This is a genomic window from Salinarimonas soli, assembly GCF_008386575.1.
Taxonomy (GTDB): domain Bacteria; phylum Pseudomonadota; class Alphaproteobacteria; order Rhizobiales; family Beijerinckiaceae; genus Salinarimonas_A; species Salinarimonas_A soli.
Map to the genome: position 1 here is coordinate 286,178 of NZ_VUOA01000019.1, position 24,689 is coordinate 310,866.

Annotated in this window: 26 protein-coding genes and 1 other RNA gene; 10 read left to right on the plus strand and 17 right to left on the minus strand. The window is 71.6% G+C overall.

The window, feature by feature from the left end:
- Nucleotides 1-49 precede the first annotated feature (49 nt).
- Nucleotides 50-517, minus strand: a complete 468-nt coding sequence (locus F0L46_RS10500; protein WP_149817206.1) for a GNAT family N-acetyltransferase — start codon at nt 515-517, stop codon at nt 50-52.
- Nucleotides 518-566: 49 nt separating this feature from the next.
- The gene (locus tag F0L46_RS10505; RefSeq protein WP_149817207.1) at nt 567-2,135 is read right to left on the minus strand and encodes an OpgD/OpgG family glucan biosynthesis protein; all 1,569 of its coding nucleotides are present in this window, start codon (nt 2,133-2,135) and stop codon (nt 567-569) included.
- Between the two features lie 751 nt (nt 2,136-2,886).
- Here F0L46_RS10505 and F0L46_RS10510 point away from each other — a divergent pair.
- Entirely contained in the window at nt 2,887-4,035 is a 1,149-nt protein-coding gene (locus tag F0L46_RS10510) for a type III PLP-dependent enzyme (protein WP_149817209.1), read from the plus strand.
- A gap of 126 nt (nt 4,036-4,161) precedes the next feature.
- On the plus strand, nt 4,162-4,722 hold the full coding sequence (locus F0L46_RS10515) for a GNAT family N-acetyltransferase (protein ID WP_149817211.1): 561 nt from the start codon (nt 4,162-4,164) through the stop codon (nt 4,720-4,722).
- 33 nt (nt 4,723-4,755) lie between these two features.
- Here the strand turns inward: F0L46_RS10515 and F0L46_RS10520 are convergent, their stop codons facing one another.
- From F0L46_RS10520 to F0L46_RS10545, 6 genes are all read right to left on the minus strand, one after another.
- Nucleotides 4,756-5,988, minus strand: coding sequence for an ABC transporter permease (locus tag F0L46_RS10520; RefSeq protein ID WP_149817212.1), 1,233 nt, complete (start codon nt 5,986-5,988; stop codon nt 4,756-4,758).
- A gap of 223 nt (nt 5,989-6,211) precedes the next feature.
- Complete coding sequence (locus tag F0L46_RS10525; RefSeq protein WP_240539942.1) at nt 6,212-6,946, minus strand: ABC transporter ATP-binding protein; 735 nt, start codon at nt 6,944-6,946, stop codon at nt 6,212-6,214.
- Nucleotides 6,947-6,958: 12 nt separating this feature from the next.
- Nucleotides 6,959-8,638, minus strand: a complete 1,680-nt coding sequence (locus F0L46_RS10530; RefSeq protein ID WP_149817214.1) for an efflux RND transporter periplasmic adaptor subunit — start codon at nt 8,636-8,638, stop codon at nt 6,959-6,961.
- A gap of 123 nt (nt 8,639-8,761) precedes the next feature.
- Nucleotides 8,762-9,535: an N-acetylmuramoyl-L-alanine amidase gene (locus F0L46_RS10535; protein ID WP_149817216.1), complete on the minus strand. Its 774-nt coding sequence runs from the start codon at nt 9,533-9,535 to the stop codon at nt 8,762-8,764.
- A 103-nt stretch (nt 9,536-9,638) separates the two neighbouring features.
- Entirely contained in the window at nt 9,639-10,364 is a 726-nt protein-coding gene (locus F0L46_RS10540) for a J domain-containing protein (RefSeq protein ID WP_149817218.1), read from the minus strand.
- Nucleotides 10,365-10,434: 70 nt separating this feature from the next.
- Complete coding sequence (locus F0L46_RS10545; RefSeq protein WP_149817219.1) at nt 10,435-10,710, minus strand: YMGG-like glycine zipper-containing protein; 276 nt, start codon at nt 10,708-10,710, stop codon at nt 10,435-10,437.
- A 378-nt stretch (nt 10,711-11,088) separates the two neighbouring features.
- Here F0L46_RS10545 and F0L46_RS10550 point away from each other — a divergent pair, with 378 nt between their 5' ends.
- Nucleotides 11,089-11,676 (plus strand): lytic transglycosylase domain-containing protein, encoded by a 588-nt coding sequence (locus F0L46_RS10550; protein ID WP_188311915.1) that lies wholly within the window; start codon nt 11,089-11,091, stop codon nt 11,674-11,676.
- Nucleotides 11,677-11,730: 54 nt separating this feature from the next.
- Nucleotides 11,731-12,119, plus strand: an RNA gene (rnpB, locus tag F0L46_RS10555) — RNase P RNA component class A.
- A gap of 10 nt (nt 12,120-12,129) precedes the next feature.
- On the opposite strand, the gene F0L46_RS10560 is transcribed toward rnpB, so the two are convergent.
- From F0L46_RS10560 to F0L46_RS10570, 3 genes are all read right to left on the minus strand, one after another.
- Nucleotides 12,130-12,531 carry a hypothetical protein gene (locus tag F0L46_RS10560; protein WP_149817223.1) on the minus strand — a complete coding sequence of 134 codons (402 nt, stop codon included), beginning with the start codon at nt 12,529-12,531 and terminating at the stop codon, nt 12,130-12,132.
- Between the two features lie 68 nt (nt 12,532-12,599).
- Nucleotides 12,600-14,153 carry a TerC family protein gene (locus tag F0L46_RS10565; RefSeq protein WP_149817225.1) on the minus strand — a complete coding sequence of 518 codons (1,554 nt, stop codon included), beginning with the start codon at nt 14,151-14,153 and terminating at the stop codon, nt 12,600-12,602.
- 108 nt (nt 14,154-14,261) lie between these two features.
- Nucleotides 14,262-14,600 (minus strand): hypothetical protein, encoded by a 339-nt coding sequence (locus F0L46_RS10570; protein WP_149817227.1) that lies wholly within the window; start codon nt 14,598-14,600, stop codon nt 14,262-14,264.
- A 241-nt stretch (nt 14,601-14,841) separates the two neighbouring features.
- On the opposite strand from F0L46_RS10570, the gene F0L46_RS10575 reads away from it, so the two are divergent.
- From F0L46_RS10575 to F0L46_RS10590, 4 genes are all read left to right on the plus strand, one after another.
- Nucleotides 14,842-16,272, plus strand: coding sequence for a homospermidine synthase (locus F0L46_RS10575; RefSeq protein ID WP_149817229.1), 1,431 nt, complete (start codon nt 14,842-14,844; stop codon nt 16,270-16,272).
- Complete coding sequence (locus tag F0L46_RS26115) at nt 16,269-16,784, plus strand: GNAT family N-acetyltransferase (protein WP_188311916.1); 516 nt, start codon at nt 16,269-16,271, stop codon at nt 16,782-16,784. The genes F0L46_RS10575 and F0L46_RS26115 overlap by 4 nt, the downstream gene beginning before the upstream one ends.
- Before the next feature lie 209 nt (nt 16,785-16,993).
- Nucleotides 16,994-17,329, plus strand: coding sequence for a hypothetical protein (locus tag F0L46_RS10585; protein WP_149817233.1), 336 nt, complete (start codon nt 16,994-16,996; stop codon nt 17,327-17,329).
- Nucleotides 17,330-17,417: 88 nt separating this feature from the next.
- A complete protein-coding gene (locus F0L46_RS10590) occupies nt 17,418-17,918 on the plus strand; it encodes a DUF4142 domain-containing protein (RefSeq protein ID WP_149817235.1) in 501 nt (166 codons plus the stop codon).
- On the opposite strand, the gene F0L46_RS10595 is transcribed toward F0L46_RS10590, so the two are convergent.
- Complete coding sequence (locus F0L46_RS10595) at nt 17,890-18,429, minus strand: DUF2937 family protein (RefSeq protein ID WP_149817237.1); 540 nt, start codon at nt 18,427-18,429, stop codon at nt 17,890-17,892. The genes F0L46_RS10590 and F0L46_RS10595 overlap by 29 nt on opposite strands.
- Nucleotides 18,430-18,527: 98 nt before the next feature.
- Between F0L46_RS10595 and F0L46_RS10600 the strand changes: the two genes are divergently transcribed.
- Complete coding sequence (locus F0L46_RS10600) at nt 18,528-18,722, plus strand: hypothetical protein (protein ID WP_149817239.1); 195 nt, start codon at nt 18,528-18,530, stop codon at nt 18,720-18,722.
- 59 nt (nt 18,723-18,781) lie between these two features.
- Here F0L46_RS10600 and F0L46_RS10605 read toward each other — a convergent pair whose 3' ends face one another.
- From F0L46_RS10605 to F0L46_RS10625, 5 genes are all read right to left on the minus strand, one after another.
- Nucleotides 18,782-19,069 (minus strand): hypothetical protein, encoded by a 288-nt coding sequence (locus tag F0L46_RS10605; protein WP_149817241.1) that lies wholly within the window; start codon nt 19,067-19,069, stop codon nt 18,782-18,784.
- Nucleotides 19,070-19,074: 5 nt separating this feature from the next.
- The gene (locus F0L46_RS10610; protein WP_149817243.1) at nt 19,075-20,070 is read right to left on the minus strand and encodes a WD40 repeat domain-containing protein; all 996 of its coding nucleotides are present in this window, start codon (nt 20,068-20,070) and stop codon (nt 19,075-19,077) included.
- A 234-nt stretch (nt 20,071-20,304) separates the two neighbouring features.
- On the minus strand, nt 20,305-21,324 hold the full coding sequence (locus tag F0L46_RS10615; protein ID WP_149817245.1) for a peptidoglycan -binding protein: 1,020 nt from the start codon (nt 21,322-21,324) through the stop codon (nt 20,305-20,307).
- A gap of 3 nt (nt 21,325-21,327) precedes the next feature.
- The gene (locus F0L46_RS10620) at nt 21,328-22,293 is read right to left on the minus strand and encodes a MotA/TolQ/ExbB proton channel family protein (protein ID WP_149817246.1); all 966 of its coding nucleotides are present in this window, start codon (nt 22,291-22,293) and stop codon (nt 21,328-21,330) included.
- A 96-nt stretch (nt 22,294-22,389) separates the two neighbouring features.
- On the minus strand, nt 22,390-23,184 hold the full coding sequence (locus F0L46_RS10625; RefSeq protein ID WP_149817248.1) for an inositol monophosphatase family protein: 795 nt from the start codon (nt 23,182-23,184) through the stop codon (nt 22,390-22,392).
- A gap of 371 nt (nt 23,185-23,555) precedes the next feature.
- Here F0L46_RS10625 and F0L46_RS10630 point away from each other — a divergent pair, with 371 nt between their 5' ends.
- Nucleotides 23,556-24,578 carry a lysylphosphatidylglycerol synthase domain-containing protein gene (locus tag F0L46_RS10630; RefSeq protein ID WP_240539943.1) on the plus strand — a complete coding sequence of 341 codons (1,023 nt, stop codon included), beginning with the start codon at nt 23,556-23,558 and terminating at the stop codon, nt 24,576-24,578.
- Nucleotides 24,579-24,689 lie beyond the last annotated feature (111 nt).

Sequence of the window (24,689 nt, forward strand, 5' to 3'; positions counted from 1 at the left end):
CGGCGGAGGGCGAGGTTAGGGGGCGGAGGCAGCCCAGCCCTGCCCCCGCTCAGGCGAGCCGCTTCTCGTAGCGCCAGGCGCTCGACCCGTCCTCGTAATAGTCGTCCTCCTCGCCGATCCGCGCGTAGCCGGACCGATCGTAGAGGTGCTGGGCCGCGACGTTGTCGGCGCGGACCTCCAGGCGGAGCCGGTCGCAGCCGCGGGCGCGGCTGCCGGCCTCGACCGCCATGAGAAGCTCGCGCCCGAGCCCCCGGCCCGCCGCGCTCGGCGCGATCGCGATGGAGGCGAGGTGGGCCACCCGCGCGCCGCGGCGGAACTCCACGGTCGCGTAGCCCGCCACCGCCCCGTCCCGCTCCGCGACGAGGCACAGGATCGTGCCGGAGCGCACGGCGTGCAGCATCTGGCGCCGGCTCGCCCGGTCGGACGCGAAGGCGCCGGTCTCGATGCGCTCGATGGCGTCGAGATCGGCCTCCGCGGCCGGACGGATCCGCAGGCTCTGGCCCGTCACGACCGACATCCCTCGCCTCGCGACCCGTCCATCGCCGCCCCGGCGCGGGGCGCGCGGCTCAGACCGGTGCCCATGGATAGGTCCAGGTCTCGGTGAGCGCCCGCCCGCCGGCCCGCAGGAAGCAGCGCAGGTCCGTGCGCTGCCCCGGCTCGAGCTTCACGTCGAAGGCGCAGCGGAAGCCCTGCGTGTGGTCGTTGGGCACGACGAAGGTGTGGGTGATGCGGCCGGTCGACGTGCTCGGCACCACCTGGACGGCCTCGGGCGTGGCGAGGAAGTAGGGGAGGTCGCCGCCCGCGAAGTCGATGATGAAGCGCCGGGCCGTAGGGTCGCCGGTCTCCGAGGACCCGCTCGCCTGCGGGCGCGCCATGTAGGTGTTCACCGCCTTGCCGCCCGGATGCAGGCGGTCCGCCTGCGTGAGGGAGCGGATGCGGTAGGCATGCACCACCTCCTGGCCGGGCTCCCACGGGGTCTTGGGCTCCCAATAGGCGACGATGTTGTCCTCCGTCTCGTCCTTGGTGGGGATCTCGACGAGCTCGACCTTGCCCTCGCCCCAGGACCCGATGGGCTCCACCCAGTAGCCCGGGCGCATGTGGTAGAGCGCTTCCAGGTCCTGGTAGTTCTCGAAGGTCCGGTCGCGCTGCAGCAGCCCGAAGCCGCGCGGGTTGTTGTCGAGGAAGCTCGACACGGTCTTGCGGGCCGGGTTGCGCAACGGGCGCCAGATCCATTCGCCCGCCCCCGAATGGAGCAGGAGCCCGTCCGAATCGTGCAATTCCGGGCGGAAATCGTCGGAGAAGCGCCGGTCGTTCTCGCCCACGAAGAACATGGAGGTGAGCGGCGCCATCCCGACCGCCGTCACCGTGCGGCGGGGAAATAGGTTTGCCGTGACCTCGACCACGGTCTCCGCCCCCGGATAGACGTCGAACCGGTAGGCGCCCGTGACCGCGGACGAGTCGAGAAGCCCGTAGATGGTGGCCCGGTCCGGCGCCTGGCCCGGCGCGGAATCGACCCAGAACTCGCGGAAGAAGGGGAACTCCTCGGGCTGCTGCGAGCCCTCGACCCGCAGGGCCAGCGCCCGTGCCGAGAGGCCGTAGCGCTGGTCGCGGCCCAGGAACCGGAAATAGCTCGCCCCCAGGAACGCGATCACCTCGTCGAGGACGTTGGGGCGGTTCAAGGGATAGTGCAGGCGAAAGCCCGCGAAGCCCAAATTGATCGGGAAGGGCCGCTCGAAGCGGTTCTTGCCGAGATCGAACAGGGCGGGCTGGTAGAGGACGGGGGTCGGCATGCCCTCGCGGATGACGTTCACCGTCACCGGGCGGCGGAACAGGAAGCCCAGATGGAACATCTGCATCCGGAACGGGCCGCCGGACTGGGCGAGCAGCGCCCGGTCGGGCCGGAAGCGGATGTCTCGGTAGGCGTCGAAGCTCAAGCCCGCCAGCGCCTCGGGCAGGGGCGGGACGGAGCCGTCGAAGGGCACGCTCGCCAGCTCGCGCGCCCGGCGCACCACCTCCTCGAACGGGAAGGTCTGCGGCTGGCCCGGCGGCGGGGCGCCTTGGGCGAGAACCGGATGGGCGGCCTGGAGCGCGGCGAGGGACGCGGCCCCGGCCAGGAGATGACGACGCGACAGCATTCGGGACCCCCGGCCCTCGATGCGGGGCCGTTTCGGTTCCTCACGTAGGCGGTGGAGGGGCGTTCGTCGAGGGGAGGGGAGGGCACGGGGGCCTGTTACCCGTTTACCATGCCCGCCCGGGCCGTGCCGCGCCCCCTTGCCGAGCGGATTCCTCGCCCCCGGCTAAGTCTCGGCTTCTACAAGGGAATTCCGGGTTCTCAGGGGGTGTTAAAAATTTGGGATTTGCCCGAGAAACCCCTTGTGATCGGGGGCAATCGATCGTATCTACGCCTTGCCCAATTTCGCACGTGCCTGTGGCCGCGTGCCGGTTGGTGGGCATCCGGACAAGAGGCCGGACAGCCGCCAGGGATCGAAAGGGCTGATGCGTTCAGGGTGGGAACCCTGGCCGCGGCAGTCCCGGTGGCAACACCGGATCCCAACACGACAACCGGCAGCCGGAGGCGAAACCGGCGAACCCCGAACTCCACGGGGGACGCAGCTTAAAGCAACGACGAACGGGCTTTTTTGGTCTCGTCGGCCCTCCAAAGGCCGGCACCGAAGAGGCTTGTTTATCCTTGCCCCACGTGCGGAGGATCATCCCTCCAAGCCAAGGCAGCATCGCCGGGTCCAAGAGCCCTGGCGCACGTCGTGTTTCCAACGCACGGCTGCGCGAGGACCGCTTGACCCGCTGACGCCGGACGGCCGCGCGCCGTTCAGTCCTGACAACCTGCGGTCTCGAAAGGCCGCCGTTGAGCCTTGGTGGGGAATGACCATGACGGAGCGCATCCGCGAATTCCTGCGTAACCGACGTGAGGACGGCCCCTGCGTGGTGGTCGACCTCGAGGTCGTGCGCGACAACTACGCCAAGTTCGCCCGCGCCCTCCCGGACACCCGCGTGTTCTATGCCGTCAAGGCGAACCCGGACCCGGCGGTGCTGAAGCTCCTGGCGGATCTCGGCTCCTGCTTCGATACGGCCTCGGTCGTGGAGATCGAGCTGGCGCTCGCCGCCGGCGCGACCCCTGAGCGCATCTCCTTCGGCAACACGATCAAGAAGGAGCGCGACATCGCGCGGGCTCTCGAGCTTGGCGTGCGCCTCTTCGCGGTCGATTGCGAGGTGGAGGTGGAGAAGATCGCCCGGGCCAAGGCGCTGACCGGCGCCGAGGACGTGCGCGTCTTCTGCCGCATCCTGTGCGACGGCGCGGGTGCCGAATGGCCTCTGTCGCGCAAGTTCGGCTGCGTGCCGGAGATGGCGACGGACGTGCTGGAGCACGCCTGCCGCCTGGGTCTGGAGGCCTACGGCGTGTCGTTCCACGTCGGCTCGCAGCAGCGCAACACGGAGGCCTGGGACGGCGCGCTCGCGTCGGCGGCGGAGATCTTCCGCGAGTGCCGCGAGCGCGGCATCCACCTCTCGATGGTCAATCTCGGCGGCGGCTTCCCGACGAAGTACCTGAAGACGGTTCCGATGGTCGAGGCCTATGGCCAGTCGATCTTCCAGGCGCTGTCCCGGCACTTCGGCAACCGCCTGCCCGAGACGATCATCGAGCCGGGCCGCGGCATGGTCGGCAATGCGGGTCTCATCGAGGCCGAGGTCGTGCTCATCTCCAAGAAGAGCCGCGACGAGGACGAGGTGCGGTGGGTCTATCTCGACATCGGCAAGTTCGGCGGCCTCGCCGAGACGATGGACGAGTCGATCCGCTACCCGATCCGCACGGAGCACGACGGCGATCGCAAGATCCCCTGCGTGCTCGCCGGCCCGACCTGCGACTCGGCCGACGTGCTCTACGAGCGCGAGCCGTACTTCCTGCCGGTCTCCCTCGAGATCGGCGACAAGGTCCTCATCGAGGGCACGGGCGCCTACACGACGACCTACTCGGCGAACCACTTCAACGGGTTCCCGCCGCTCAAGTCCTACGTGATCTGACCCGACTACCCCCGCTCGCACATCGCGGGCGGGGGGACTCCCAATCCATCGATCCCGTCCCGGACGGCCTGCGAGCCCCGCAGGTGCGAGGGCTGTCGCAACCCTATGCCCAGGGAGGCCACGGCCATGATCGTCGTTCGCCAAGAGACCCTCCTCGACGTCCCGGCCCGCGAGCGCCTGCTCGACGCGTGCTTCGGCGACGACCGCTTCACCAAGACCTGCGAGCGCCTGCGCGAGGGCCGCCTGCCGGCCGAGGGCCTCGCCCTCGTCGCCGAGATGGACGGCCGCGTCGTCGCCACCGTGCGCCTGTGGCACGTGACCCTCGGCCCCGGCCGTCCGGGCCTCATGCTCGGCCCCATCGCCGTCGACCCCGCCCTCCAGGGCGCCGGCCTCGGCGGGCGCCTCATGCGCGAGGCGATCGCGCGGGCACGGGCGCTCGGCCACCGCGCCGTCATTCTGGTGGGCGACGCCCTCTATTACGCCCGCTTCGGCTTCTCGGCCGAGGCGACCGAGGGCCTGTGGCTCCCCGGCCCCTACGAGCGCGGGCGCTTCCAGGGGCTGGAGCTGGCACCCGGCGCGCTCTCCGGCGCCCGAGGGCTCGTCCAGGCGACGGGCGAGCGGGAGCCGGTGCCGGATTGGGCGGCGCTGGTAGCGGCGGTTGCCGGCGAGGCGCGCCGGGCGGCGTAGCGCGCCTCCCCTCTCCCCCTGGGAGAGGGGAGATCATTCCCGCCGCAGCGCCTCGATCGGGTCCAAAGCCGCCGCGCGTCGTGCCGGATAGAACCCGAAGAACACGCCCACCAGACCCGAGAACAGCACCGCCACCGCGATCGCTTCCGGCGAGACGAGCGACGGCCAGCCGGCCATGTTGGCGACCGCGTAGGCCGCGCCGACGCCGATCGCCACGCCCACCGCGCCGCCGAGCGTCGCAAGCGTCGTGGCCTCGATGAGGAACTGGCCGAGGATGTCGCGCGGCCGGGCGCCCACCGCAAGCCGCAGGCCGATCTCGCGGGTGCGCTCCGTCACCGAGACGAGCATGATGTTCATGATGCCGATGCCCCCCACCATGAGCGACACCGCGGCGACAGCGGCGAGCAGCCAGGACAGGGTGTTGGCGGAGGCCGCCGCCGTGTTGGCGATCTCGGTGAGGTTGCGGGTCGCGAAGTCGTTCTCCTGGTCGGCGCCCAGGCGGTGGCGTTGGCGCAGCAGGGCCTCGATGCGCTGGATGCCCGGGGCGATGTCCTCCTCGCGCTCGAACTTCACGAAGACCGAGCCCACCGAGCGGTCCTTGGCGTAGTTGCGGCCGATGACCCGGCGGCGGCCCGCGTCGAGGGGCACGAAGATGGCGTCGTCCTGGTCTTGGCCGAAGGCCGACTGGCCTTTCGGCGCCATGACGCCGATCACCCGGAAGGGCACGTTGCGCACCCGCACCGTCTTGTCGACGGGGTCCTCGTCGCCGAACAGGTTGCGCGCCACGGTCTGGCCGAGCAGCACCACGATCTCGCCCCGGCGGATCTCGTCCGGGTCGAACTCGCGCCCCTGCGCCACGCTCCATTCGCGGGCGACGAACCAGTCCTCGTCGATGGCGAAGACGCCCGTGCTCCAGTTCTGGGCGCCTTGGACCACCTGGGCCTGCCCGCGCACGAAGGGCGCCGCCGCCGTGACGCCCTCGATCTCGCGCTTGATGGCAAGCGCGTCCTCGTCGGTGAGGGTCGAGGCGGCGCCCGCGCCCAACCGCGCGCCGCCCTGGGTGACGTTGCCGGGCGTGATCACGGCGAGGTTGGCGCCGAGCGAGCGGATCTGCTGGTCGACGAGGTTTCGCGCGCCCGACCCGATCGCCACCATGGCGATGACCGCCGCGACGCCGATCACGATGCCGAGCATGGTCAGGCCTGAGCGCAGCGCGTTGGCCGTGATCGCCGAGAGGGCGGAGCGGAAGGCTTCGATCAGGGGCATGTCATCCCTCCTGTCGCGCGGAGCGCGACAACCTCTCCCCTGGCGGGAGAGAGCCTGCCCCGGACTTGATCCGGGGTCGGCCCGAAGGGCCGGGTGAGGGGGGAGCCACGACGCTTGATCGTTGGCGCTGCCACCCTCACCCGATGCTTCGCATCGACCTCCCCCATCAAGGGGGAGGTTGCTCGGCTCCGCCGAGCGCATGCCAAGAAGCGATCGCCGATCCTCACGCTGCCGTCTCCCGGGTCATCGCCTCGAGCGCCACGCGGGCGTCGAGCGGTTCCTGGCGGCGGTCCTCGACGATGCGGCCGTCGCGGAAGCGCACCACGCGCCGGGCGTGGCGGCCGACATCCGCGTCGTGGGTGACGAGGACGAGGGTGACGCCCTCGCGGTTGAGCTCCTGGAACAGGGCCAGGATCTCCAGGGCCGTGCGGCTGTCGAGCGCCCCCGTCGGCTCGTCGGCAAGCAGGAGGCTCGGGTCGTTGACGAGGGCGCGGGCGATGGCGACGCGCTGCTGCTGGCCGCCCGAGAGCTGCGTCGGCCGGTGGTGGGCGCGCTCCGAGAGGCCGACGCGGGCGAGCGCGCGAAGCGCCTTCTCCCGCCGGGTCCGCCGGTCGACGCCCGCATAGATCATCGGCAGCTCGACATTGCCCAGCGCGTCGGTGCGCGGCAGCAGGTTGAACTGCTGGAAGACGAAGCCGATGCGCCGGTTGCGCAGGGCCGCGAGCCCGTCCTTGTCGAGGGTCTCGACGGGCACGCCCGCGAGCCGGTAGAGCCCGCCCGTCGGCCGGTCGAGGCAGCCGAGCAGGTTCATGAGGGTCGACTTGCCGGAGCCCGACGGGCCCATGACGGCGACCATGTCCCCCTCGTCGATATCGAGGGACACCCCGTCGAGGGCGACGACGCGCCCCGAATCGAGCTCGTAGGCGCGGGCGAGATCTCTGATCTCGATCAGGGCCATGGCGCCGGATCCTCAGAAGAGCCGCGGGCCGCGGGAGCCCGGCGCGCGCCCTGCGCCGGCCGGCGCGTCCGCCGCAGGCCGGGGACCGCCGCCGACGATCACCGGGGCGCCCTCCTTGAGGTCGCCCGCGATCACCTCCGTGAAGCTGCCGTCCGTGGCGCCGACCCGCAGCGTCAGCCCTTGCGGCCGCCCCTGCGCGTCCAGGACGAAGACGCGCCCGGGGCTCCCGGGATCGGCCGGGCCGCGCCGGCCCTCGCCCATCATCGCGGCAAGCTTGGCGCGCCGCTCGGGGTCGAGCACCGCCGACACCTTCGCCATCAGCTCCGCCCGGTACTGGCGCCCCGCCGCCCGGCGCTCCTCGTCGGAGAGGCCCGGCTCGCGCCCGGGCGCGTTGCCCCGCGCCTCGGCGAGGATCGCCTGGATCGCCGAGGCCTGCTCGGGCGTGGGCTGGACCTCGCTCATGAGGCGCTCGCGGAACGCCTCCCCGGCCCGTCCGCCGCGGCCGCCGCCGCGCTCGGCGGCCTGCGCCTGGGCGGGCGCGGGCCCGAGCGGCGTGGGCGAAGCGGTGGCGCCCGGCGCCCGGAAGCGCAGGGCGGCGTTGGGGACGCGCAGCACGTCGCGGCGCTCCTCGGTGACGATCTGGAGGTTTGCCGTCATGCCGGGCAGGAGCGCCTCGTCCCGGTTCTGCACCTCGATCACCGCCGTGTAGGTCACCACGTTCTGCACGGTCTGGGCGGAGAGCCGCACGAGCTTCACCGCGCCCTCGAAGGTGCGGTTCGGGTAGGCGTTGACGCCGAAGGTCACGGGCTGGCCCGGCTTGAGACGCCCGACATCGGCCTCGTCGATATTGGCGTAGATGTCGATGCGGCGCAGGTCCTGCGCCACCTGGAAGAGGGTAGGCGCGTTCAGCGACGCCGCCACGGTCTGGCCGAGGTCGATGTCGCGCTTGATGACCACGCCGTCCACGGGGGAGCGGATCTCGGTGCGCTCCAGGTCGATCTCCACGTCCCGCAGCTTCGCCTCGCGCTGGAGCACCACGGCCTCGCCCGCCTGGAGCTGCCCCTCGGCGAGGGCCACGTCGGCCTCGAGCCCCCGGGTCTCGGCGGCGAGCGCCGCGATCTGGGCCTCGGAGGAGGCGAGCGTCGCGGTCTGGACCTCCACGGCGGTGCGGGCGGTCTCGACGGAGGTCTGGGCCCCGACCGCGCGGGAATTGAGCTCGCTCTGGCGCTCCAGGGTCCGGCGGGCGTCGGCGAGCTGGGCCGTCACGCGGTCACGCTGGGCCGTCACGTCCCGCAAGGTCGCCTCGGCCTTGAGGCGGGAGGCGCGGGCGCGGTCGATCTGGGCCCGGCGCACCGCGACGTCGGCGCGCGCCTGGGCGAGGTCCGCCCGGGCCGCATCCTGGCGCGACTTGATCTGCTCGGGGTTGAGGCGGGCCAAGACCTGCCCCGCCTTCACGGGGCTGTTGTAGTCGGCGAGGATCTCGATCACCTGGCCCGAGAGCTGCGAGCCCACCAGCACCGTCGTGATCGGCGTGAGCGAGCCCGTGGCCCGCACGCTCGCCGTGATGGTCCCGCGATCGGCCGCGGCGGTGCGATAGGGCGCGTCGTTGGCCCCGCTCCCGCCGGCATTCGTCCACGCATATCCGCCCGCTCCCGCCAGCAGCACGAGCGTCGCCGCACTCCAAACCCACACCCGGCGCACCGCCAGCCTCGCTGAAGATAGGGATCCAACCGTCGAGGCATTCTCACAGGTTTACGGCGGAATGGCGAATGAACCTTCCGTCATGTTCCGGCAATGTTCCGGACGGGTAGGGGGCTAGATCATCGGGCCGGGGCGCGAGGCGATGAGGTTGCGCAGGGTGGTGATCGTGGACGGGTCCGCCACGCCGTCGATCCGCTCGGGCCGGAAATGGCGCTGGAAGGCCGTGACCACGCGCTCCATGGTCTCGTCGAAAGCGCCCGTGATCGGCTGGTCGTAGCCGTAGAGGGCGAGCATGGCCTGGAGCGCCTCCACGGGGGTGCCCCGGTCGCCGCGCTGGAAGAAGCGGCCGTCGCCGTCGAGGGGCGCCGCCCGCACCCAGTGCCCGACGCCGGCGGCATGGAGCCGCTCCCAGGGGAAGTTCTCGCCGGGATCGCGCTTGCGGTCGGGGGCGACGTCGGAATGGCCGAGCACCCGGTCGGGCGCGATGCGCCAGCGCTGGCACAGGTCGCGGCACAGGCGCGTCACGGCCTCGATCTGCGCGTCGGGATAGGGCGGCAGGCCTCCCTCGTGGCCCGGATGGGCGATCTCGATGCCGATGGAGCAGGAGTTCAGGTCCCGGTTCTCGGCCCAGGCCGACACCCCGGCATGCCAAGCCCGCCGACGCTCGGGCACGAGCTGGAGCGCATGGCCGTCGGGAAACACGAAATAGTGGCAGGAGACCTCCGAGACAGGATTGCACAGCCATTGCAGCGCCTCCCCGTCCACGGGCATGCCCGTGTAGTGGAGGAGCAGCATGTCGGGCAGCCGGCCGTCCTTGCGCTCGCCGTGGTTGGGCGAGGGGAAGACCTTGGCGGCGACGGGGCTCTCGGGCTGGGGCAGGGAACTCATCGTGGGGCCTCGCGGGGTCGGAGCCCCAGGCGGAGCGGCTCCGGCTCACCCCGGACGCGGGGGTTCCGGGGGCGGAACCGTTCCTCGTCAAGGGAATTCGGTCTCAACTCAAACCACGCTCCGCGCCGATGCGTTCCCAGGCGGCGTTGACGGCGGCGAGGCGCTCGGTGGCGATCCGCACGGCCTCCGGCGGCAGCCCGCGGGCGATCGCCCGGTCCGGGTGGATCTCCTTCACGAGCGCGCGGTAGTGCCGGCGCAGATCCGCGTCGCTCATCGACGGGTCGACGCCGAGGACGAGATAGGGGTCGTCCCGCCGCCGCACGTGCCGCGCCATGACCCGCTCGAAGCCCGCCTCGTCGAAGCCGAAGAGGCCCGCCACGGCCTCCAGGTAGGCGAGCTCGCGCTCGTGCACGGCCCCGTCGGCCTTGGCGATATGGAACAGGCCGTCCAGCACGTCCTCCAGGAGGCGCGGCTCGTCCTGGAACGTGTCGGCGAGCTGGCGGGCATAGGCCTCGAAGCCGCCGGTGCTGCCCTTGGCGAGGTCGAACAGCTTCTGCACGCGCTCGCGCTCGTCGTCGGGCACCTCGACGATGCGGCGGAACACCTCGACCTCGGAGCGGGTCACCACCCCGTCGGATTTCGCCATCTTGGCCGCGAGCGCCACGAGGCCCGTGGTGAAGACCAGATCGCGGGGCGCGGGCCCGAAAGGCGCGCCCTCCCGGTCGACGAGGACGTGCCCGGCGACGGCGCCCGCCAGCGCGCCGAGCGGCCCGCCCAGCGCGAGCCCCAGGCCCACTCCCCCCAGCTTCCCCCAGACGCTGCTCGCCATGCTCAAAGGTCACACATGAAAACGGCCGGGGTCGGGGACCCCGGCCGGCTGAACCGCAGCGAAGTGTGGCTCAGTAGCAGTAGATTCGTCCATCCCGGCCGCGATAGGCGCCGTAGGGGCAGGCGTCGGCCGGAGGAGCCGTGCCGGCACCGACGATGGCGCCGCCCGCCGCGCCGAGCGCGCCGCCGACAAGAGCCCCACGGCCCCCGCCGACCGCCGCGCCGACCGCCGCGCCGCCGAGGCCGCCGATCACGGCACCGCCCGCCGCCCGCTCGCCCGGGGTGTTGCAGGCCGCGACCGACATCGTGAGCGCACCGGCTGCGGCGAGAGTCATGATCTTCTTCATCGTACACAATCCTCGTTCGACCGTTGAGGTGACCCCTCGCAACGGCGGTCCTACCGTAGCGCCACCCGTCGAAGACGCCAACTCACCAAAAGCTGCGCAGTTCCAGTCCGCGACCCGCTGGAACGGGCGTGCGTGAAACGTGGGGGCACGGCCGCCGATACGTTGCGCCGCAAGGGTTAGAGGCTCTCGGCGCGCAGGCGAGCGATCTGCGCGATTAACGATCCGTTACAATCTTTGAAAAGCGGGGCTGTTTCCCTTGAGGCAATGTGCCATACCTTCGCCTCAATTGGACCCGACCGGGTCCGTCTCGGCCGCAACGACGAGAGGGGAATTAAGATGATCGTGAGCGCTCGCGGGATCAACGTCGCATGGATGGCGATGAGCTTGACGATACTGACGCCAGCGATGGTGCGCGCCGAGGCGGACACCACGGGCCGCGTGATCGTGGAGATCGCCGAGGAGGCCGCTCCCGCGACGACGGCGTCGCTCCCGAGCGCTACCCCCGTGCCGCTCGTCGAGCCCGAGACCCCGTCGTCCAAGCGCGGACGCGAGCGCTACGGCAACTTCCGCATCGGCCACGACCTCGGCCGCGCCGCCGCCATGCGCCCCCTCATCGCCCGCCACGCGGCCGCCCACGGCCTACCGCCGAGCCTCGCCGAGGCGGTGGTGCGCATCGAGAGCCGCTACAATCCGGGCGCCCGCAACGGCCCCAATATGGGCCTCACCCAGATCAACCACCGCACCGCCCGCAGCCTCGGCTATTCGGGCGCCCCGGCGGGGCTCCTCGATCCCGAGACCAACCTGCGCTTCGGGATGAAGTATCTGGGCGAAGCCTACCGGCTCGCGGGCGGCGACACCTGCGGCACGATCCTGCGCTACCAGGCGGGCCTGCGGGCCGAGCGCATGACCCGCGCGGCCCAGGCCTATTGCGGCAAGGTGAAGGTCCTCCAGGCGAGCGCGGACTGAGCGCCCGCCAATCCCCGCTTGACGCATCGGGCCTCAAGGGACCACATGCCCCGGTCAGCCGGCCGGGCGGCCGCTCCGGGATCCGTCCCGGGGAGGAAAGTCCGGGCTCCATGGAAGCACGGTGCCGGATAACGTCCGGCGGGGGCGACCCCAGGGACAGTGCAACAGAAAGCAGACCGCCCCGGATCCGTCCGGGGTAAGGGTGAAAGGGTGCGGTAAGAGCGCACCGCGGACGCGGTAACGCGGACGGCACGGCAAACCCCACCGGGAGCAAGACCGAATAGGGGCGGCGCGGCGGCTTCATGCCGCCAGGGCACGCTTCCAGCCCAGTCGCCCGGGTTGGTTGCTCGAGGCGATCGGCGACGATCGTCCCAGAGGAATGGCCGCCGGCCCGGGATCCGTCCCGGGCTCTACAGAACCCGGCTTACAGGCCGGCTGACCCCGATCCCCCGCCTAATGGCGGCTGTCCCGGTCGCGATCCTTGCCCTTGCGGTCGGCCCGGCGCACCACGTCGTCGCTCTTGCCGCCCAGCGCGGTGGGCAGCACGTGGCGGGCGGCCTCCGCGACGAGGCCCGTCGCGACCTCGGCGGCGCCTCGCACCGCGTCCCCCGTCCGATCGGCCGCCTGAGCCCCCGCTTCAGCGGCATCCTGCCCCGCGCCCGCGATGGCCTGCCGGCTGGTGCGGTTGCCCGCGAGCGCGCCGGCGAGCGCCATGAGGGCCTCGGCCGCGATCATGCGGGCGGTCGGGCTCTCGAGGATGTCGACGAGGGAGCCGCCCTTCCTGCGCAATTCCTTGGGGATCTTCACCCCGGCGATGGTCTTCGGCAGCTTCTTGGCCTTGGCCTTCTTGCCCATGGCTCGCATCTCCCACCTGACGCCTGGCCAACGGAGGGCACGCCCGCGCGGTTCCGGCAGGTTTTGCGCTAGTGATGGGTCTCGGCCGCCTCGCGCCGGATCCGCACGGCCCGGATGCGGCGTGTATCCGCCTCGATCACCTCGAAGCTGAGGCCGCCCGTCCGAAGGCTCTCGCCGGGCTCGGGCACCCGGCCGAAATGATGCAGGAGGTAACCCGCGAGCGTCGCCGCGCCGTGCGTCTCATGGGCGAGATCGACCCCGAGCGCCTGCCCGATCCGCCGCAGGTCCATGCCCCCGTCCGCCACGAGGCCGCTCTCGGCGTCGATCCCAGGGACGTCCGCCCCGCCGAGGCCGCCCACGATGGCCTCCAGGATGTCGCCCTCGGTGGCGACGCCCACCACGGCCCCGAACTCGTCCGTCACGATCGCGATGGGCGTGCGCCGCTCCCGCATCGCCTCGACGAGCCCCAGAACCGGCATGCCCTCGTGCACCACGAGGGGCTTGCGGTCGATCCCGGCGGGGTCGAGGCGCCCCTGCTCGATGAGCGCGCGCACGATCTCGTGGGCGGGCGCCACGCCCACGAGATCGTCGAGCCCGCCGCGCGCGACGGGAAAATGCGAGTAGCCGCTCTCCACGATCCGGCGCCGCAGCACGTCCGCCGGCGCCTCGACGTCGAGCCAGACCACCCGAGGCGACGGGGTCATGGCCGAGCGGACCGGGCGGGCGGCGAGATCCAGCACGCCGCTCACCAGGGCGCGCTCGGCCGCCTGGAAGGGGCCGTCCCCGGTCCGCGCCGCCGAGGAGGCCGCCAGGGCCGCCACCTCCTCGGGCGCCGCCGCGTCGCCGCCAAGGAGCCGCAGCACGGCGTCGGCGGTGCGCTCCCGCAGGTCGCCGCGGGCCGCCTCACGGATCCGGTTGCGCCGGGAGAGCTGGTTGAGGGCCTCAATCCCGATCGAGAAGCCGATCGCGGCGTAGAGGTAGCCCTTGGGGATGTGCAGCCCGAAGCTCTCCACCACGAGGCTGAAGCCGATCATGAGGAGGAAGCCGAGGCACAGCATGACCACGGTCGGGTGGGCGTTCACGAACCGCATCAGCGGGCCGCTCGCCAGGATCATCACGGCGACCGCGAGGACCACGGCCGTGATCATGACCGGCAGGTCGTTGACCATGCCAACCGCTGTGATCACGGAATCGAGGGAGAAGACGAGGTCGAGGACGATGATCTGGGCGATGACCTGCCAGAACACGGCCCGGCCCCGCCCGCCCGCGGCGGCGGGTCCGTCCGCGCCCTCCAGGCGCTCGTGGAGCTCGGTCGTCGCCTTGTAGATGAGGAAGGCGCCCCCCGCCGCCAGGATCACGTCCCGGGCCGAGAAGCCGTGGCCGAGCAGCGTGAAGAGGGGCGCCGTCAGGCGGGTGAGCCAGGAGATGCCCGCCAGCAGCCCCAGCCGCATCACGAGGGCCAGCGACAGGCCGACGATGCGGGCCCTGTCGCGCCGCTCGGGCGGAAGCCTGTTGGCCAGGATGGCGACGAAGATGAGGTTGTCGACGCCCAGGACGATCTCGAGCACGATCAGCGTCGCGAGGCCGGCGAGGGCCCCAGGGTCGAAGAGCCAATCGAACATCGCACATCCCGCCGAGGCGCTAGCGCAACGGCGGGATGGGGAGGAGGGTTCCGCCTCCGGGCGGGGCAGGCCCGCCGGGCGGGCCTCCGGCGCGGGACGAGGGGGCGCCTATTCCCAGACGATGCCGCTGTTGCGCACCGTGATCTTGTCGGCGTTGCAATAGTCGATGTTGGCGTCGACGTGGGTCTTGTCCGAGAACGCAATCCGGGTGCGCACGGAGCAGTCGCCCTCGTCGGTGCCGAAATCCATGTCGAAGGTCTCGCCCGGGGCGACGTTCTCCTCGAGCCAGTTCTTGCTCCACTTGCCGTCTTCCTGCGTGCGGAAGGAGGTCACGTGGGCGGCCGACTTGTTGATGATCTCGAACTTCCATCTCTTGGCGGAAGCGGGCGCAGGGATAGCGAAGGCGAGAACGAGCGCGCAGGCGCCGAAACGAAGCATGGACGACATGAGGGGACCCCCGGGTGACGGCCGTCTGCGCGGCCACGGCGCCCGATTACCCGGCGCTTGCGAACATTTTCCTTAAACCAGGCACGGGAGCCCCGTCGGGGTGCCGATTCCGCTTGGGATGGTGAAGGGTTTCATAGCGCCGGGCGGATTGACCTGACGGCATCCTGAACTATTGATCCGCCCTAACGTTCTGGCCCGGCACGCCGTGCCGCCCCTCATGCCCCGCACCAGGAGACCTCCGATGAGCGAATGGCCCGTCCACGGCCGCATCACCGGCCCCATCGTCATGATCGGCTTCGGCTCGATCGGGCGGGGCACGCTGCCCCTCATCGAGCGCCATTTCGAGTACGACAGGAAGCGCTTCACCGTGATCGATCCGCAGGTGAAGGACAAGAACCTGCTCGACGAGCGCGGCATCCGCTTCGTGCAGGAGGGCCTGACCCGCGAGAACTACCGCAGGATCCTCACCCCGCTCCTCACCGAGGGCGGCGGCCAGGGCTTTTGCGTCAACCTCTCGGTGGACACCTCCTCGCGCGAGATCATGGCGCTGTGCCGCGAGATCGGCGCGCTCTACATCGACACCGTGGCCGAGCCCTGGGCCGGCTTCTACTTCGACAAGAGCAAGGGCGCGTCCGCCCGCACCAACTACATGCTGCGCGAGTCGATCCTGGAGGAGCGGCGGCAGAACCCCGGCGGGCCGACCGCCGTGTCGTGCTGCGGCGCCAATCCCGGCATGGTGTCCTGGTTCGTGAAGCAGGCGCTCCTCAACGTGGCAGCCGACACGGGCCTCGACGTCGAGACGCCAGCCACCCGCGAGGACTGGGCGCGGCTCATGCAGCGCGCGGGCGTCAAGGGCATCCACATCGCCGAGCGCGACACCCAGCGCGCCAAGCAGGAGAAGCCGCTCGGCGTCTTCGTGAACACCTGGTCGGTGGAGGGCTTCGTGTCGGAGGGCCTGCAGCCGGCCGAGCTCGGCTGGGGCACGCACGAGCGCTGGATGCCCGACAACGCCCGCACCCACGAGACGGGCTGCGGCGCGGCGATCTACCTGCTCCAGCCCGGCGCCGACACCCGGGTGCGCACCTGGTGCCCGACGCCCGGCGCCCAGTTCGGCTTCCTCGTGACCCACAACGAGGCGATCTCGATCCCCGACTTCTTCACCGTGCGCGAGGGGGATACGGTCGTCTACCGGCCGACCTGCCACTACGCCTACCACCCCTGCAACGAGGCGGTGCTCTCCCTCCACGAGATGTTCGGCCAGGCGGGGAAGGTGCAGGAGGAGCAGCACATCCTCGAGGAGGACGAGATCATCGACGGCATCGACGAGCTCGGCGTGCTCCTCTATGGCCACGCGAAGAACGCCTATTGGTACGGCTCCCAGCTCTCCATCGAGGAGACCCGCCGCATCGCGCCCTACCAGAACGCCACGGGCCTCCAGGTGACCTCCGCCGTGCTCGCCGGCATGGTCTGGGCCCTGGAGAACCCGAACGCCGGCATCGTGGAGGCCGACGACATCGACTTCCGCCGCTGCCTCGAGGTGCAGATGCCGTATCTCGGGCCCGTGCGGGGCTACTACACGGACTGGACGCCGCTCGCCGGCCGGCCGGGCTTCTTCCCCGAGGACATCGACGAGAGCGATCCCTGGCAGTTCCGCAACGTGCTGGTGCGGTGAGCCCGGCGATCCGCCTCTGCCGCGAGGACGACGCGGCGGCATGGCTCGCGCTGCGCCTGCGCTCCTTGCGCGAGCATCCCGAGAGCTTCCACTCCACCTTCGAGGAGTGGGAGCACACGACCCCGGCCCAGGCCGCCGAGCGCCTGCGGGTGAACCGGATGGTGGGCGCCTTTGCCGGGGACGGCACCCTGGTCGGCGCCGTGACCCTCGCCCTCCAGGCCCGCCCGGGCGCCAAGCGCCGCCACAAGGTGGAGATCTGGAACGTCTATGTCGCCCCCGAGGCGCGGGGCACGGGAACGGCGCGGGCCCTGATGGAGCGCGCCGTCGCGGAGGCCCGCGCGCTCGGCTTCGAGGCCGTTGTGCTCAGCGTCTCGGCCCATGCCGAGCGGGCCCGCGCGCTCTATGAGAGCCTTGGCTTCGTGACCTACGGCATCGAGCCCCGGGGCATGCGGCTCCCCGACGGACGAACCTTCGACGATCGCCTGATGCAGCTCGACCTGCGCCCCGCCTGACGGGGCGCAATGGCTTATTGCACATGTGCGCCGTGGCAGAGGACTCTAACGGTGTTATGCTTGGCCCGGATGTCCTGGGAGCACTCATGACCATCGCGGCTGGATCGGCATGGCGCCTGGCACAGCCGCCCTCGATCTGCCCCACCTTGCGGCACGGCTGGCCCTTGCCGACATCTACCGCGACATCCCCTTGAGCGACGGCTGATCACGTGCCCCATTTCGACCCGTTCTACGCCGACAAGCTGCGAGGCCCGCTCGGGGCCGCCGAGGCCGACGCGGTGCTCGACCTCACCGGCAAGGCGGCGGCCGAGGCCGAGGCCGCCATCCGCGACGTGCTGGAGCGCAGCCGCTTCGCCCGCCGCAGCACGCTCGCCGTGAAGCTCTCGCCGCCGCCCGAGGGGGGCGGGGAGACCCTGTTCCAGCCGGTGGGCCGGCAATTGCTCGACGCGCGGAAGCGCGATTGGATCGAGCACCTCCACACCCTGCCGGGCCGCGATGGCTTAGGGTTTTTCGTGGTGCTCGCGGGGCGCCCGCGCGAGGGTTGAAGACGGGCACCTGACGTAACGGAACGTTTGCACCGTCGGGGGCGTTGGAGGGCGCCTCTCCTCCCGAGAGCCCTTCCGGAGCCGCCCCATGGACCGACGCACCGCCCTCCTGGCGCTCGCGAGCGCCGTCGCGCTCGCGCCCGAAACCTTGAGCGCCATGCCGCTGCCCCGCGGTGCGCTCTCCCCGCGGGGCTATCGCATGGCGGCGCTGATGGGGGGCGACTTCGCGATCCTCATGAGCGAGCTGGCGCTCCAGCGCAGCCGCAACCCCCATGTCCGGCGCTTCGCCCAGCTCGAGATCAACGAGCAGGTCTCCGTCGCCGCCTCGCTCGGCGCGCAGCCCGGCACCGCAGGGCTCAGGCCCGACCAGGCGGCGCTCCTCGACCGGCTGAACGCCACGCCGCCGAGCCCCCGCTTCGACCAGCTCTATGTGCGCGGCCAGATCATTGGCCACCGGGAGCTGTTCGCCCTCAACACCGCCTATCAGCGCGGCGCCTCCGCCGGGGACCCCACGGGGCTCGCGGTCGCCAACCTCGCGGTGCCCTCCATCGAGACGCACCTCACCATCCTGTCGCGCCTTCCGGCCTGATGCGCCGCCGGCGGCGCAGGCGCCGCACGAGGGCGCCAAGGCCGCTCATCGACAGGAAGGCGGCGATCCAGGCGGTGCCGAACCCGGCGGCGGCGCTCACCGCGCCCTCCGTCGTCACCGGGACGGCGGGCTCGAACACCTCCAGGGCCCCCCGGGCGACGAGGGGATCGCGGTCGCGCACCATCGCCACGATGCGGCCGAACGAGCCCGCCTCGTCCATGCTGCGGCGCTGGCGCTCCAGGGCGTCGAGGCGCGCCATGGTGGACCGCATGCCCTCGCCCTGGCGCCGGGCGAGCTCGTCCGGGTTGGCGGCGAGCCGGCCCACCGCGCCCTGCGGGCTCTCGCTCACCGCCCGCGCGTCCGCCTCGAACCGGGTCACGATCGCGCGCAGCTCGTCGATCGCCGCGCCCAGGCGCTGGCGGTACTGCTGGGCATATTCGGGCGCCTGCGAGGCGCCGAGCGCGCCGGCGAGGCCGAGGCCGAAGGCGACGATGCGGGCGGGGGTGGTCATGGGATCCCCTGATCCTGGCTCATAGGAACACGACGGGTCCTGAGCCCGAGGGTTCCCGTGATCGATGGTGCATTGACCGCCGCCCGGACAACTCCCACTTGGCAGGGATGCACGACGACGACGAGAAGCGCTTCCCCCGGACCACGCTCTGGCAGTTCCTGGAAGGAACGCTCAGGCCGACGATCCGCTTTGTTCTCCTTGGGCCGCTCGCCCTGATCGGGAGCTTCTTCGGGGGAGAGACGGAGCGGCGCAAGACTCCTGATGGCGAGAAGCGTCCGCCCGATGGGCCGTGAGCGGCCCGTCTGAGGCTCGAGCTTCGCGCGGAGCATGCTCGTGGGGGAGTCCGCTGAGGTCACGCACCGGAAGGTGGGGCGGCACCCAGCGCCTCCCGCACGTCGCCCTCCGTGACGTCCCCGATCGCCTTCGGGATTTTCGCGGCCCGCGTCTTGCGGCCGGGCTCCATGACGAGGACCACGGTCTCCACCCCCGGGCAGCCCGGATCGTTGCAGGCGATCTCGTTAACCACCACCGTCGTGGCCGGATCCACGCCCAAGAGGGCCTTGGCCCAGGCCTTCACGCGTTCGATGGCGGCCTTGTCGGTGCGCGGGGCCGCCAGCCCGAGGAGCGCGCGAAGGGACATGACCGTCAGGTCGGCAGGGTGAGGACGCCTGCCTGCCCGTCGGCGCAGCCGAAGGCGAGGCGGGTGCCCTTCGCGTCCCAGGCGAGCGCCGTGACGCCGCTGTCCTTCACGGCGGGGCGGGCCAGCAGCTCGGCCGCGTCGTTGAGGCGGACGAGCAGGATGCAGCCGTCCTCATAGGCGGTCGCGAGCACGAGCGAGCGGGGATGGAAGGCGACTCGCGAGACCCGGGCCGGGCGCACGCCGCATTCGTGGGGCGCCTTGCCGGTCGGACCCTCCTTGGAGCCGAAGGGCCACACGATGGCGGCCTCGGCCCCGCTGGTGGCAAGCCACGCGCCGTCATGCGACCAGGCCAGGGAGCGGGTCTTGGAGGGGTATCCCGACATGCGCATGTGCCCGCGGTCGGGCTGGAGACGCCAGCCATGGAGCGCGTTCTCCTGCATCGACGTCACCACGAAGCGCCCGTCGGGCGACCAGGTCACGTCGAGATGCGAGCCCTTCCAGTCTAGGATCTCGGGCTCGGCCGCGAGGTTCGGGTACCAGAGGGTGGCGCCGTTATAGTGCGAGAGGGCGAGCCGGTAGCCTTTCGGCGCGTAGGCGATGCCGCGCACGCTGGAGGGGGCCGTGAAGGTCTTCTCCCGCCCCTTGTCGTCGCGCGCCGTCACAGCCTTGCCGGTGCTCCAGGCGAGGGCCCCGCCGGGGCTCACCGCCAGCGCATCGATCCATCCTTTGCCCTGATGCAGGGTCGCGGTGGCGCCGTCCGGGCCCGTCACCGCCACGCGCCCGTCGTCCCCGCCCGTGACGAGCCGCCGGCCGTCGCCCGCCGCCGCGAGGATCGCGCCCTCGGGATGGGCCGCGACGCGGTGCGTGGCGCCGTCCCGCCACAGCATCACGCCGCCGTCGGCCAGGGCGAAGGCGGCATGGTCCTTGAGCCAGGCCAGGCCGGTCACATGGGCGCCGGCCTCGACGGGCTGCACCGATTGGGTCAGGGAGGGCGCGTTCATGGGCGCCTGCCTAGCAGGTTCGCGGGCCGGAGGGGAGGGGGCGCGTTGGGCTGCGCGGCGGGCCGCATCCCCCTCCCCCTTGCGGGGAGGGGTTAGGGGTGACGGCGGAGGTGGAGCAGAACGAGGCTCGACCGATGGTTAGTGATCTTTTCGGGTAGGACAGAGCCGTCACCCCCACCCCAACCCTCCCCCGCAAGGGGGGTGGGAGCGCGGAGGCGCCCGTCATGGGGCCGCCTACCGCTCCGTGAGCTTCAGCTCGATGCGGCGGTTGCGGGCGAAGGCCTCGTCGGTGGTGCCGGTGTCGAGGGGCTGGAACTCGCCGAAGCCCGCCGCCACGAGGCGCTGGGGCGGGACGCCGCGGGAGACGAGGTACTGCACCACAGCGATGGCGCGTGACGACGACAATGCCCAGTTCGAGGGGAACTGGAAGGTTGCGATCGGGCGCACGTCCGTATGCCCGTCGACCCGCATGACCCAGGGGATGTCGGCGGGGATCTGGCGGTCGAGATCGAGGAGGGCGGAGGCGATGCGGTCGAGCTCGGGCGTCGCCTCGGGCTTGAGGATCGACTGCCCGGCGTTGAAGAACAGCTCCGACTGGAACACGAACCGGTCGCCCACGATGCGCACGTCCGGCCGGTTGCCGAGGATCTGGCGCAGGCGGCCGAAGAAGTCGGACCGGTAGCGGGCGAGCTCCTGCACCCGCTGGGCCAGGGCCACGTTGAGGCGGCTGCCGAGGTCCGCGATACGGGCCTGGCTCTCCCGGTCGCGGGACTCGGAGGCGTCCAGCGCCTGCTCCAGGGCCGCGAGCTGGCGGCGCAAAGCCGTGATCTGCTGGTTGAGGAGGTCGATCTGCTGGCCGGCGCGCAGCGCGTTCTGCCGCTCGGTCTCCACCTGGGCGCCGAGCTCCGCGATGCGGCCCGCCGCGCCCGAGCCCGCGTCGATCTGGCCGCGCAGGCGGGCCTGGTCGGCCTCAGACTGGGCGAGCGTCGAGCGCAGGCCGTTCAGGGTCTCCTCCAGCCCGCGCCGGTTCGAGCGCTCCAGGGCGAGCAGGTCCGTGAGGTCGGAGATCTGCCGGTTCAGCCGCTCCAGCACCGCGTCGCGTCCGGTGAGCTCCTGGGCGATGAAGAACTGGCTCAGCACGAAGAACGAGAGCAGGAAGATGATGACGAGGAGCAGGGTCGACAGGGCGTCGACGAAGCCCGGCCAGTAATTGAGCCCGGCCCTGCGGCCCCGGCCGCCCTCCGCGAGACCCATGGCCTAGATCCGCTCGCGGGTGAGGCGCTCGAGCAATTGCTTGAACTCCTTCTCCCGCGCGGCCTGGGCCTCGACCCAGTCCCGGATCATCTGCTGCTCGGCCCGCATGTGCTGCACGAGGCCCTGGATGCCCTCGGCGAGGTTCGCCATGGCCTGGGTGGCGGCGCGTCCGCCCGTGCCGTCGTTCACGGCCGCCGTGATGCGCGAGAGCGCGAGCGCGATATCGGGGCTCGTCCCGCCCATGCGCAGCGTCGGCTCGGGCCCGTCGACGGTGGAGGTGGCGAGCCAGTCCTCCAGCTCGGTATAGAACCGGTTCTGCGCCTGGCCGGCCTGGATGTCGAGGAAGCCCAGCACCAGGGAACCCGCGAGCCCGAAAAGGGAGGGCGAGAAGGCGAGCGCGAGGCCCGTGAGGGGCGCGGCGAGGCTCTGTTTGAGCTCGTCGAAGAGCACGCCCGCCTCCGCCCCCGTGCGCAGGCCCGTGATGATGCGCCCGAGCGCCCCGACGGTCTCGATGAGGCCCCAGAACGTGCCGAGCAGGCCCAGCAGGATGAGAAGGCTCGCAAGGTAGCGCAGCGTGTCCCGGCTCTCGTCGAGCCGCGCCGCGATGGAATCGAGGAGCGCCCGGGAGGTCGCGACGGGCAGCTGCACCCGCCCCGGCCGGCTGCCGATGACGGCCGCCATGGGGGCGAGCAGGACGGGGGCTGCGGGCTCGGTGCCGCCCGCGTCCTCGGCCCGGCGGCGGGCGTTGACCCAGCGCACCTCGCGAAAGAGGCGCCCGACCTGGCGCATGCCGAGCACGATCCCGACGAGCAGCACGCCGACGATGAGCCCGTTGAGGCCCGGATTGGCGAGGAACGCCGCCCAGATGGTGCGGTTGAGGATGTAGGCTGCGAACCCGGTCAGGACCAGGAAGACGCCCATGCGGATCAGGTAGATCCGCGGAGGGGTCAGAAGTCGCTCGCTCGACATCACGCCATCGCCTGCTTCGGAAGGCCCAATGTGCCGGGCGGGCGCCGCCGGATCAAGCGGACCGGGCGTACAGGCTGTGGGCGAAAGGCCGCGATCTCAGCGATTTGCGGCCTTCACGAGGTCGAGAAGCTCCTTGTGGAGGATCTCGTTGCCGCAGGCGACACTGCCCGCCGCGATCGGGTCGGGCCCGCCGTCGGCGTTCGAGACGAAGCCTCCGGCCTCGCGCACGAGGATGATCCCCGCCGCGATGTCGTAGGACTGCACGTCGCGCTCCCAATAGGCGTCCTGGCGCCCGCAGGCCACGTAGGCCATGTCGAGGGCGGCGGAGCCCATGCGGCGCACCCCGGCCACCGACCCCATCACCATGGCGAGCTCCTTGAGGAAGCGCGGATGGCTGCCGCGGCCGACCTGTGGGATGCCGCAGGCCACCACCGCGTCCCCGACGTCCCGGCGCGCCGCGACGCGGATGCGCCGGTTGTTGAGGAAGGCGCCCGCGCCGCGCTCGGCGATGAACATCTCGTCCTTGACGGGATCGTAGATGACGCCGGCCACGATCTGCCGGTCGCGCTCCAGGCCCACCGAGATGCAGAATTGCGGGATGCCGTGGAGGAAGTTCGTGGTGCCGTCGAGGGGATCGATGAACCAGCGGTGGCTCGTGTCCGAGCCCTCGACGACGCCGCCCTCCTCCATGACGAAGCCGTAGTTCGGCCGCGCCTTCTCCAGCGCCTCGCGCAGGATGGTCTCGGCCTTGCGGTCGGCGGCGGTGACGAAGTCGCCGGGGCCCTTGCGGGACACCTGCAGGTTCTCGACCTCGCCGTAGTCGCGCTTGAGGGACCGCGCGGCCTTCATCACCGCATCGGTCATCACGGTCATCAGCGGGGAGCGGATCATCGGAGGTCCTTGACGCCGGGTCGCGGGCGCTCCCGCATTCGGGGCGCAAACGCATGGACGGGGAGGGTGGTTTCGGCGTTGCAAGATCACGCGGGGGCGGAACCGTCAAGGGCGGCCCGCCTTTACGAGGGGCGGCGTGGCCGTCGGCCCGGCGCAGGCCGGCCCGGAATGCCGTGCCTCCGGGGCGCGCCGGGGCGTTGCAGCGCCGGCGAACGCGGCTGTGGGTTGATCGGCGTTCGACGCCGCTTGCGTTGAAAGGTGGCGCCGCAAGGGCTAGGTAGGCCGCACCGGGCGTGCCCGGGACCCGCCCTCGGGCGATTGGAGGACCCATTGCCTGATGCCCGCGCAGACGGCCTGATCCGATGAACGTGATGCCCAAGGGGCCGCCCGGCCCCCCGCTCGAGCAGGCCGAGCCGGCGCCGGCGCGCCGCAGCCGGTGGCGCTGGTTCGGGCCGGTGGCGAGCGTCGTCCTGTTCACGGCCTCCCTCGTCGTGCTCTGGACCGTGGTCTCGGAGGTCGACGCGGCGGAGCTGCGGGCGGCGTTCCGGGCGGCGTCGGAGCAGCAGATCCTCATGGCTCTGGCCTTCACGGCCCTGAGCTACATGCTGCTCACCTGCTACGACGCCCTCGCCCTGCGCCAGCTCAAGCTCCAGATCCCCTACGGCACCACGGCGCTCGCCTCGTTCACGAGCTACGCGGTGAGCTTCAATCTCGGCTTCCCGCTGATCACGGCGGGCACGGTGCGCTACTGGATCTACTCGCCCAAGGGCATGCGGGCGAGCCGGGTCGCGAGCCTCACGGTCATCGCGGGCCTCACCTTCTGGCTCGGCATGGGCCTGGTGCTCGGCTGGAGCCTGCTGCGCGAGCCCGAGAGCCTCGCGGCCCTCAAGGGCATCCATCCCAACATCAACCGGCTCCTCGGCGTCCTCGCCCTGTCCGTGGTGTTCGGCTACGCCGTCTGGGTGGCGCTGGGGCGGCGCTCGGTGACCGTCCAGGGCTGGCGCCTGGAGCTGCCGGGCTTTCGCCTCACCTGCGGCCAGGCCCTGATCGGCGCCGCCGACGTCTGCGCGGGCGCGGCCGTGCTCTACTGGCTCCTGCCCGCCTCGAACCCGATCGCCTACGAGGTCTTCCTCGCGGTCTACGTCTTCGCCGTGATGCTCGGCGTGGCGAGCCACGCGCCGGGGGGCTTGGGGGTATTCGAGGCGACGATCCTGCTCGCCCTGTCGGGCCTGCCGCGCGAATCGGTGCTCGGCGCGCTCCTCCTCTACCGCCTCATCTATTACCTCATGCCCTTCATCCTGGCGCTCGCCCTGCTCGGGGGCTACGAGATCGTGCGCCGCATCCGCCTGGGCCGCGCCATGATGGCCGAGCGGGACGAGGACGGAGCCGCCTGAGAGAGGCGACGCCGCCCGGCATGAGCGGCGGTGCGGTTTCGCCCGCGCGGCTTTCGGCGCTAGATGGCGTTACGCCCCGCCCGACGTTCGATGCGGCGGGCGCTAGATGGC

What these genes read in the sequence shown, in the direction of transcription:
- F0L46_RS10630 (WP_240539943.1), top strand. Translation starts at nt 23,556, where the DNA reads ATGCCCAAGGGGCCGCCCGGCCCCCCGCTCGAGCAGGCCGAGCCGGCG.
- F0L46_RS10520 (WP_149817212.1), bottom strand. Translation starts at nt 5,988, where the DNA reads ATGCCCCTGATCGAAGCCTTCCGCTCCGCCCTCTCGGCGATCACGGCC.
- F0L46_RS10565 (WP_149817225.1), bottom strand. Translation starts at nt 14,153, where the DNA reads ATGTTCGATTGGCTCTTCGACCCTGGGGCCCTCGCCGGCCTCGCGACG.
- F0L46_RS10620 (WP_149817246.1), bottom strand. Translation starts at nt 22,293, where the DNA reads ATGTCGAGCGAGCGACTTCTGACCCCTCCGCGGATCTACCTGATCCGC.
- F0L46_RS10550 (WP_188311915.1), top strand. Translation starts at nt 11,089, where the DNA reads ATGAGCTTGACGATACTGACGCCAGCGATGGTGCGCGCCGAGGCGGAC.
- F0L46_RS10535 (WP_149817216.1), bottom strand. Translation starts at nt 9,535, where the DNA reads ATGAGTTCCCTGCCCCAGCCCGAGAGCCCCGTCGCCGCCAAGGTCTTC.
- F0L46_RS10540 (WP_149817218.1), bottom strand. Translation starts at nt 10,364, where the DNA reads ATGGCGAGCAGCGTCTGGGGGAAGCTGGGGGGAGTGGGCCTGGGGCTC.
- F0L46_RS10570 (WP_149817227.1), bottom strand. Translation starts at nt 14,600, where the DNA reads ATGTCGTCCATGCTTCGTTTCGGCGCCTGCGCGCTCGTTCTCGCCTTC.
- F0L46_RS10545 (WP_149817219.1), bottom strand. Translation starts at nt 10,710, where the DNA reads ATGAAGAAGATCATGACTCTCGCCGCAGCCGGTGCGCTCACGATGTCG.
- F0L46_RS10575 (WP_149817229.1), top strand. Translation starts at nt 14,842, where the DNA reads ATGAGCGAATGGCCCGTCCACGGCCGCATCACCGGCCCCATCGTCATG.
- F0L46_RS10610 (WP_149817243.1), bottom strand. Translation starts at nt 20,070, where the DNA reads ATGAACGCGCCCTCCCTGACCCAATCGGTGCAGCCCGTCGAGGCCGGC.
- F0L46_RS10615 (WP_149817245.1), bottom strand. Translation starts at nt 21,324, where the DNA reads ATGGGTCTCGCGGAGGGCGGCCGGGGCCGCAGGGCCGGGCTCAATTAC.
- F0L46_RS10595 (WP_149817237.1), bottom strand. Translation starts at nt 18,429, where the DNA reads ATGACCACCCCCGCCCGCATCGTCGCCTTCGGCCTCGGCCTCGCCGGC.
- F0L46_RS10510 (WP_149817209.1), top strand. Translation starts at nt 2,887, where the DNA reads ATGACGGAGCGCATCCGCGAATTCCTGCGTAACCGACGTGAGGACGGC.
- F0L46_RS10500 (WP_149817206.1), bottom strand. Translation starts at nt 517, where the DNA reads ATGTCGGTCGTGACGGGCCAGAGCCTGCGGATCCGTCCGGCCGCGGAG.
- F0L46_RS10605 (WP_149817241.1), bottom strand. Translation starts at nt 19,069, where the DNA reads ATGTCCCTTCGCGCGCTCCTCGGGCTGGCGGCCCCGCGCACCGACAAG.
- F0L46_RS10625 (WP_149817248.1), bottom strand. Translation starts at nt 23,184, where the DNA reads ATGATCCGCTCCCCGCTGATGACCGTGATGACCGATGCGGTGATGAAG.
- F0L46_RS10525 (WP_240539942.1), bottom strand. Translation starts at nt 6,946, where the DNA reads ATGGCCCTGATCGAGATCAGAGATCTCGCCCGCGCCTACGAGCTCGAT.
- F0L46_RS10505 (WP_149817207.1), bottom strand. Translation starts at nt 2,135, where the DNA reads ATGCTGTCGCGTCGTCATCTCCTGGCCGGGGCCGCGTCCCTCGCCGCG.
- F0L46_RS10560 (WP_149817223.1), bottom strand. Translation starts at nt 12,531, where the DNA reads ATGGGCAAGAAGGCCAAGGCCAAGAAGCTGCCGAAGACCATCGCCGGG.
- F0L46_RS10590 (WP_149817235.1), top strand. Translation starts at nt 17,418, where the DNA reads ATGGACCGACGCACCGCCCTCCTGGCGCTCGCGAGCGCCGTCGCGCTC.
- F0L46_RS10515 (WP_149817211.1), top strand. Translation starts at nt 4,162, where the DNA reads ATGATCGTCGTTCGCCAAGAGACCCTCCTCGACGTCCCGGCCCGCGAG.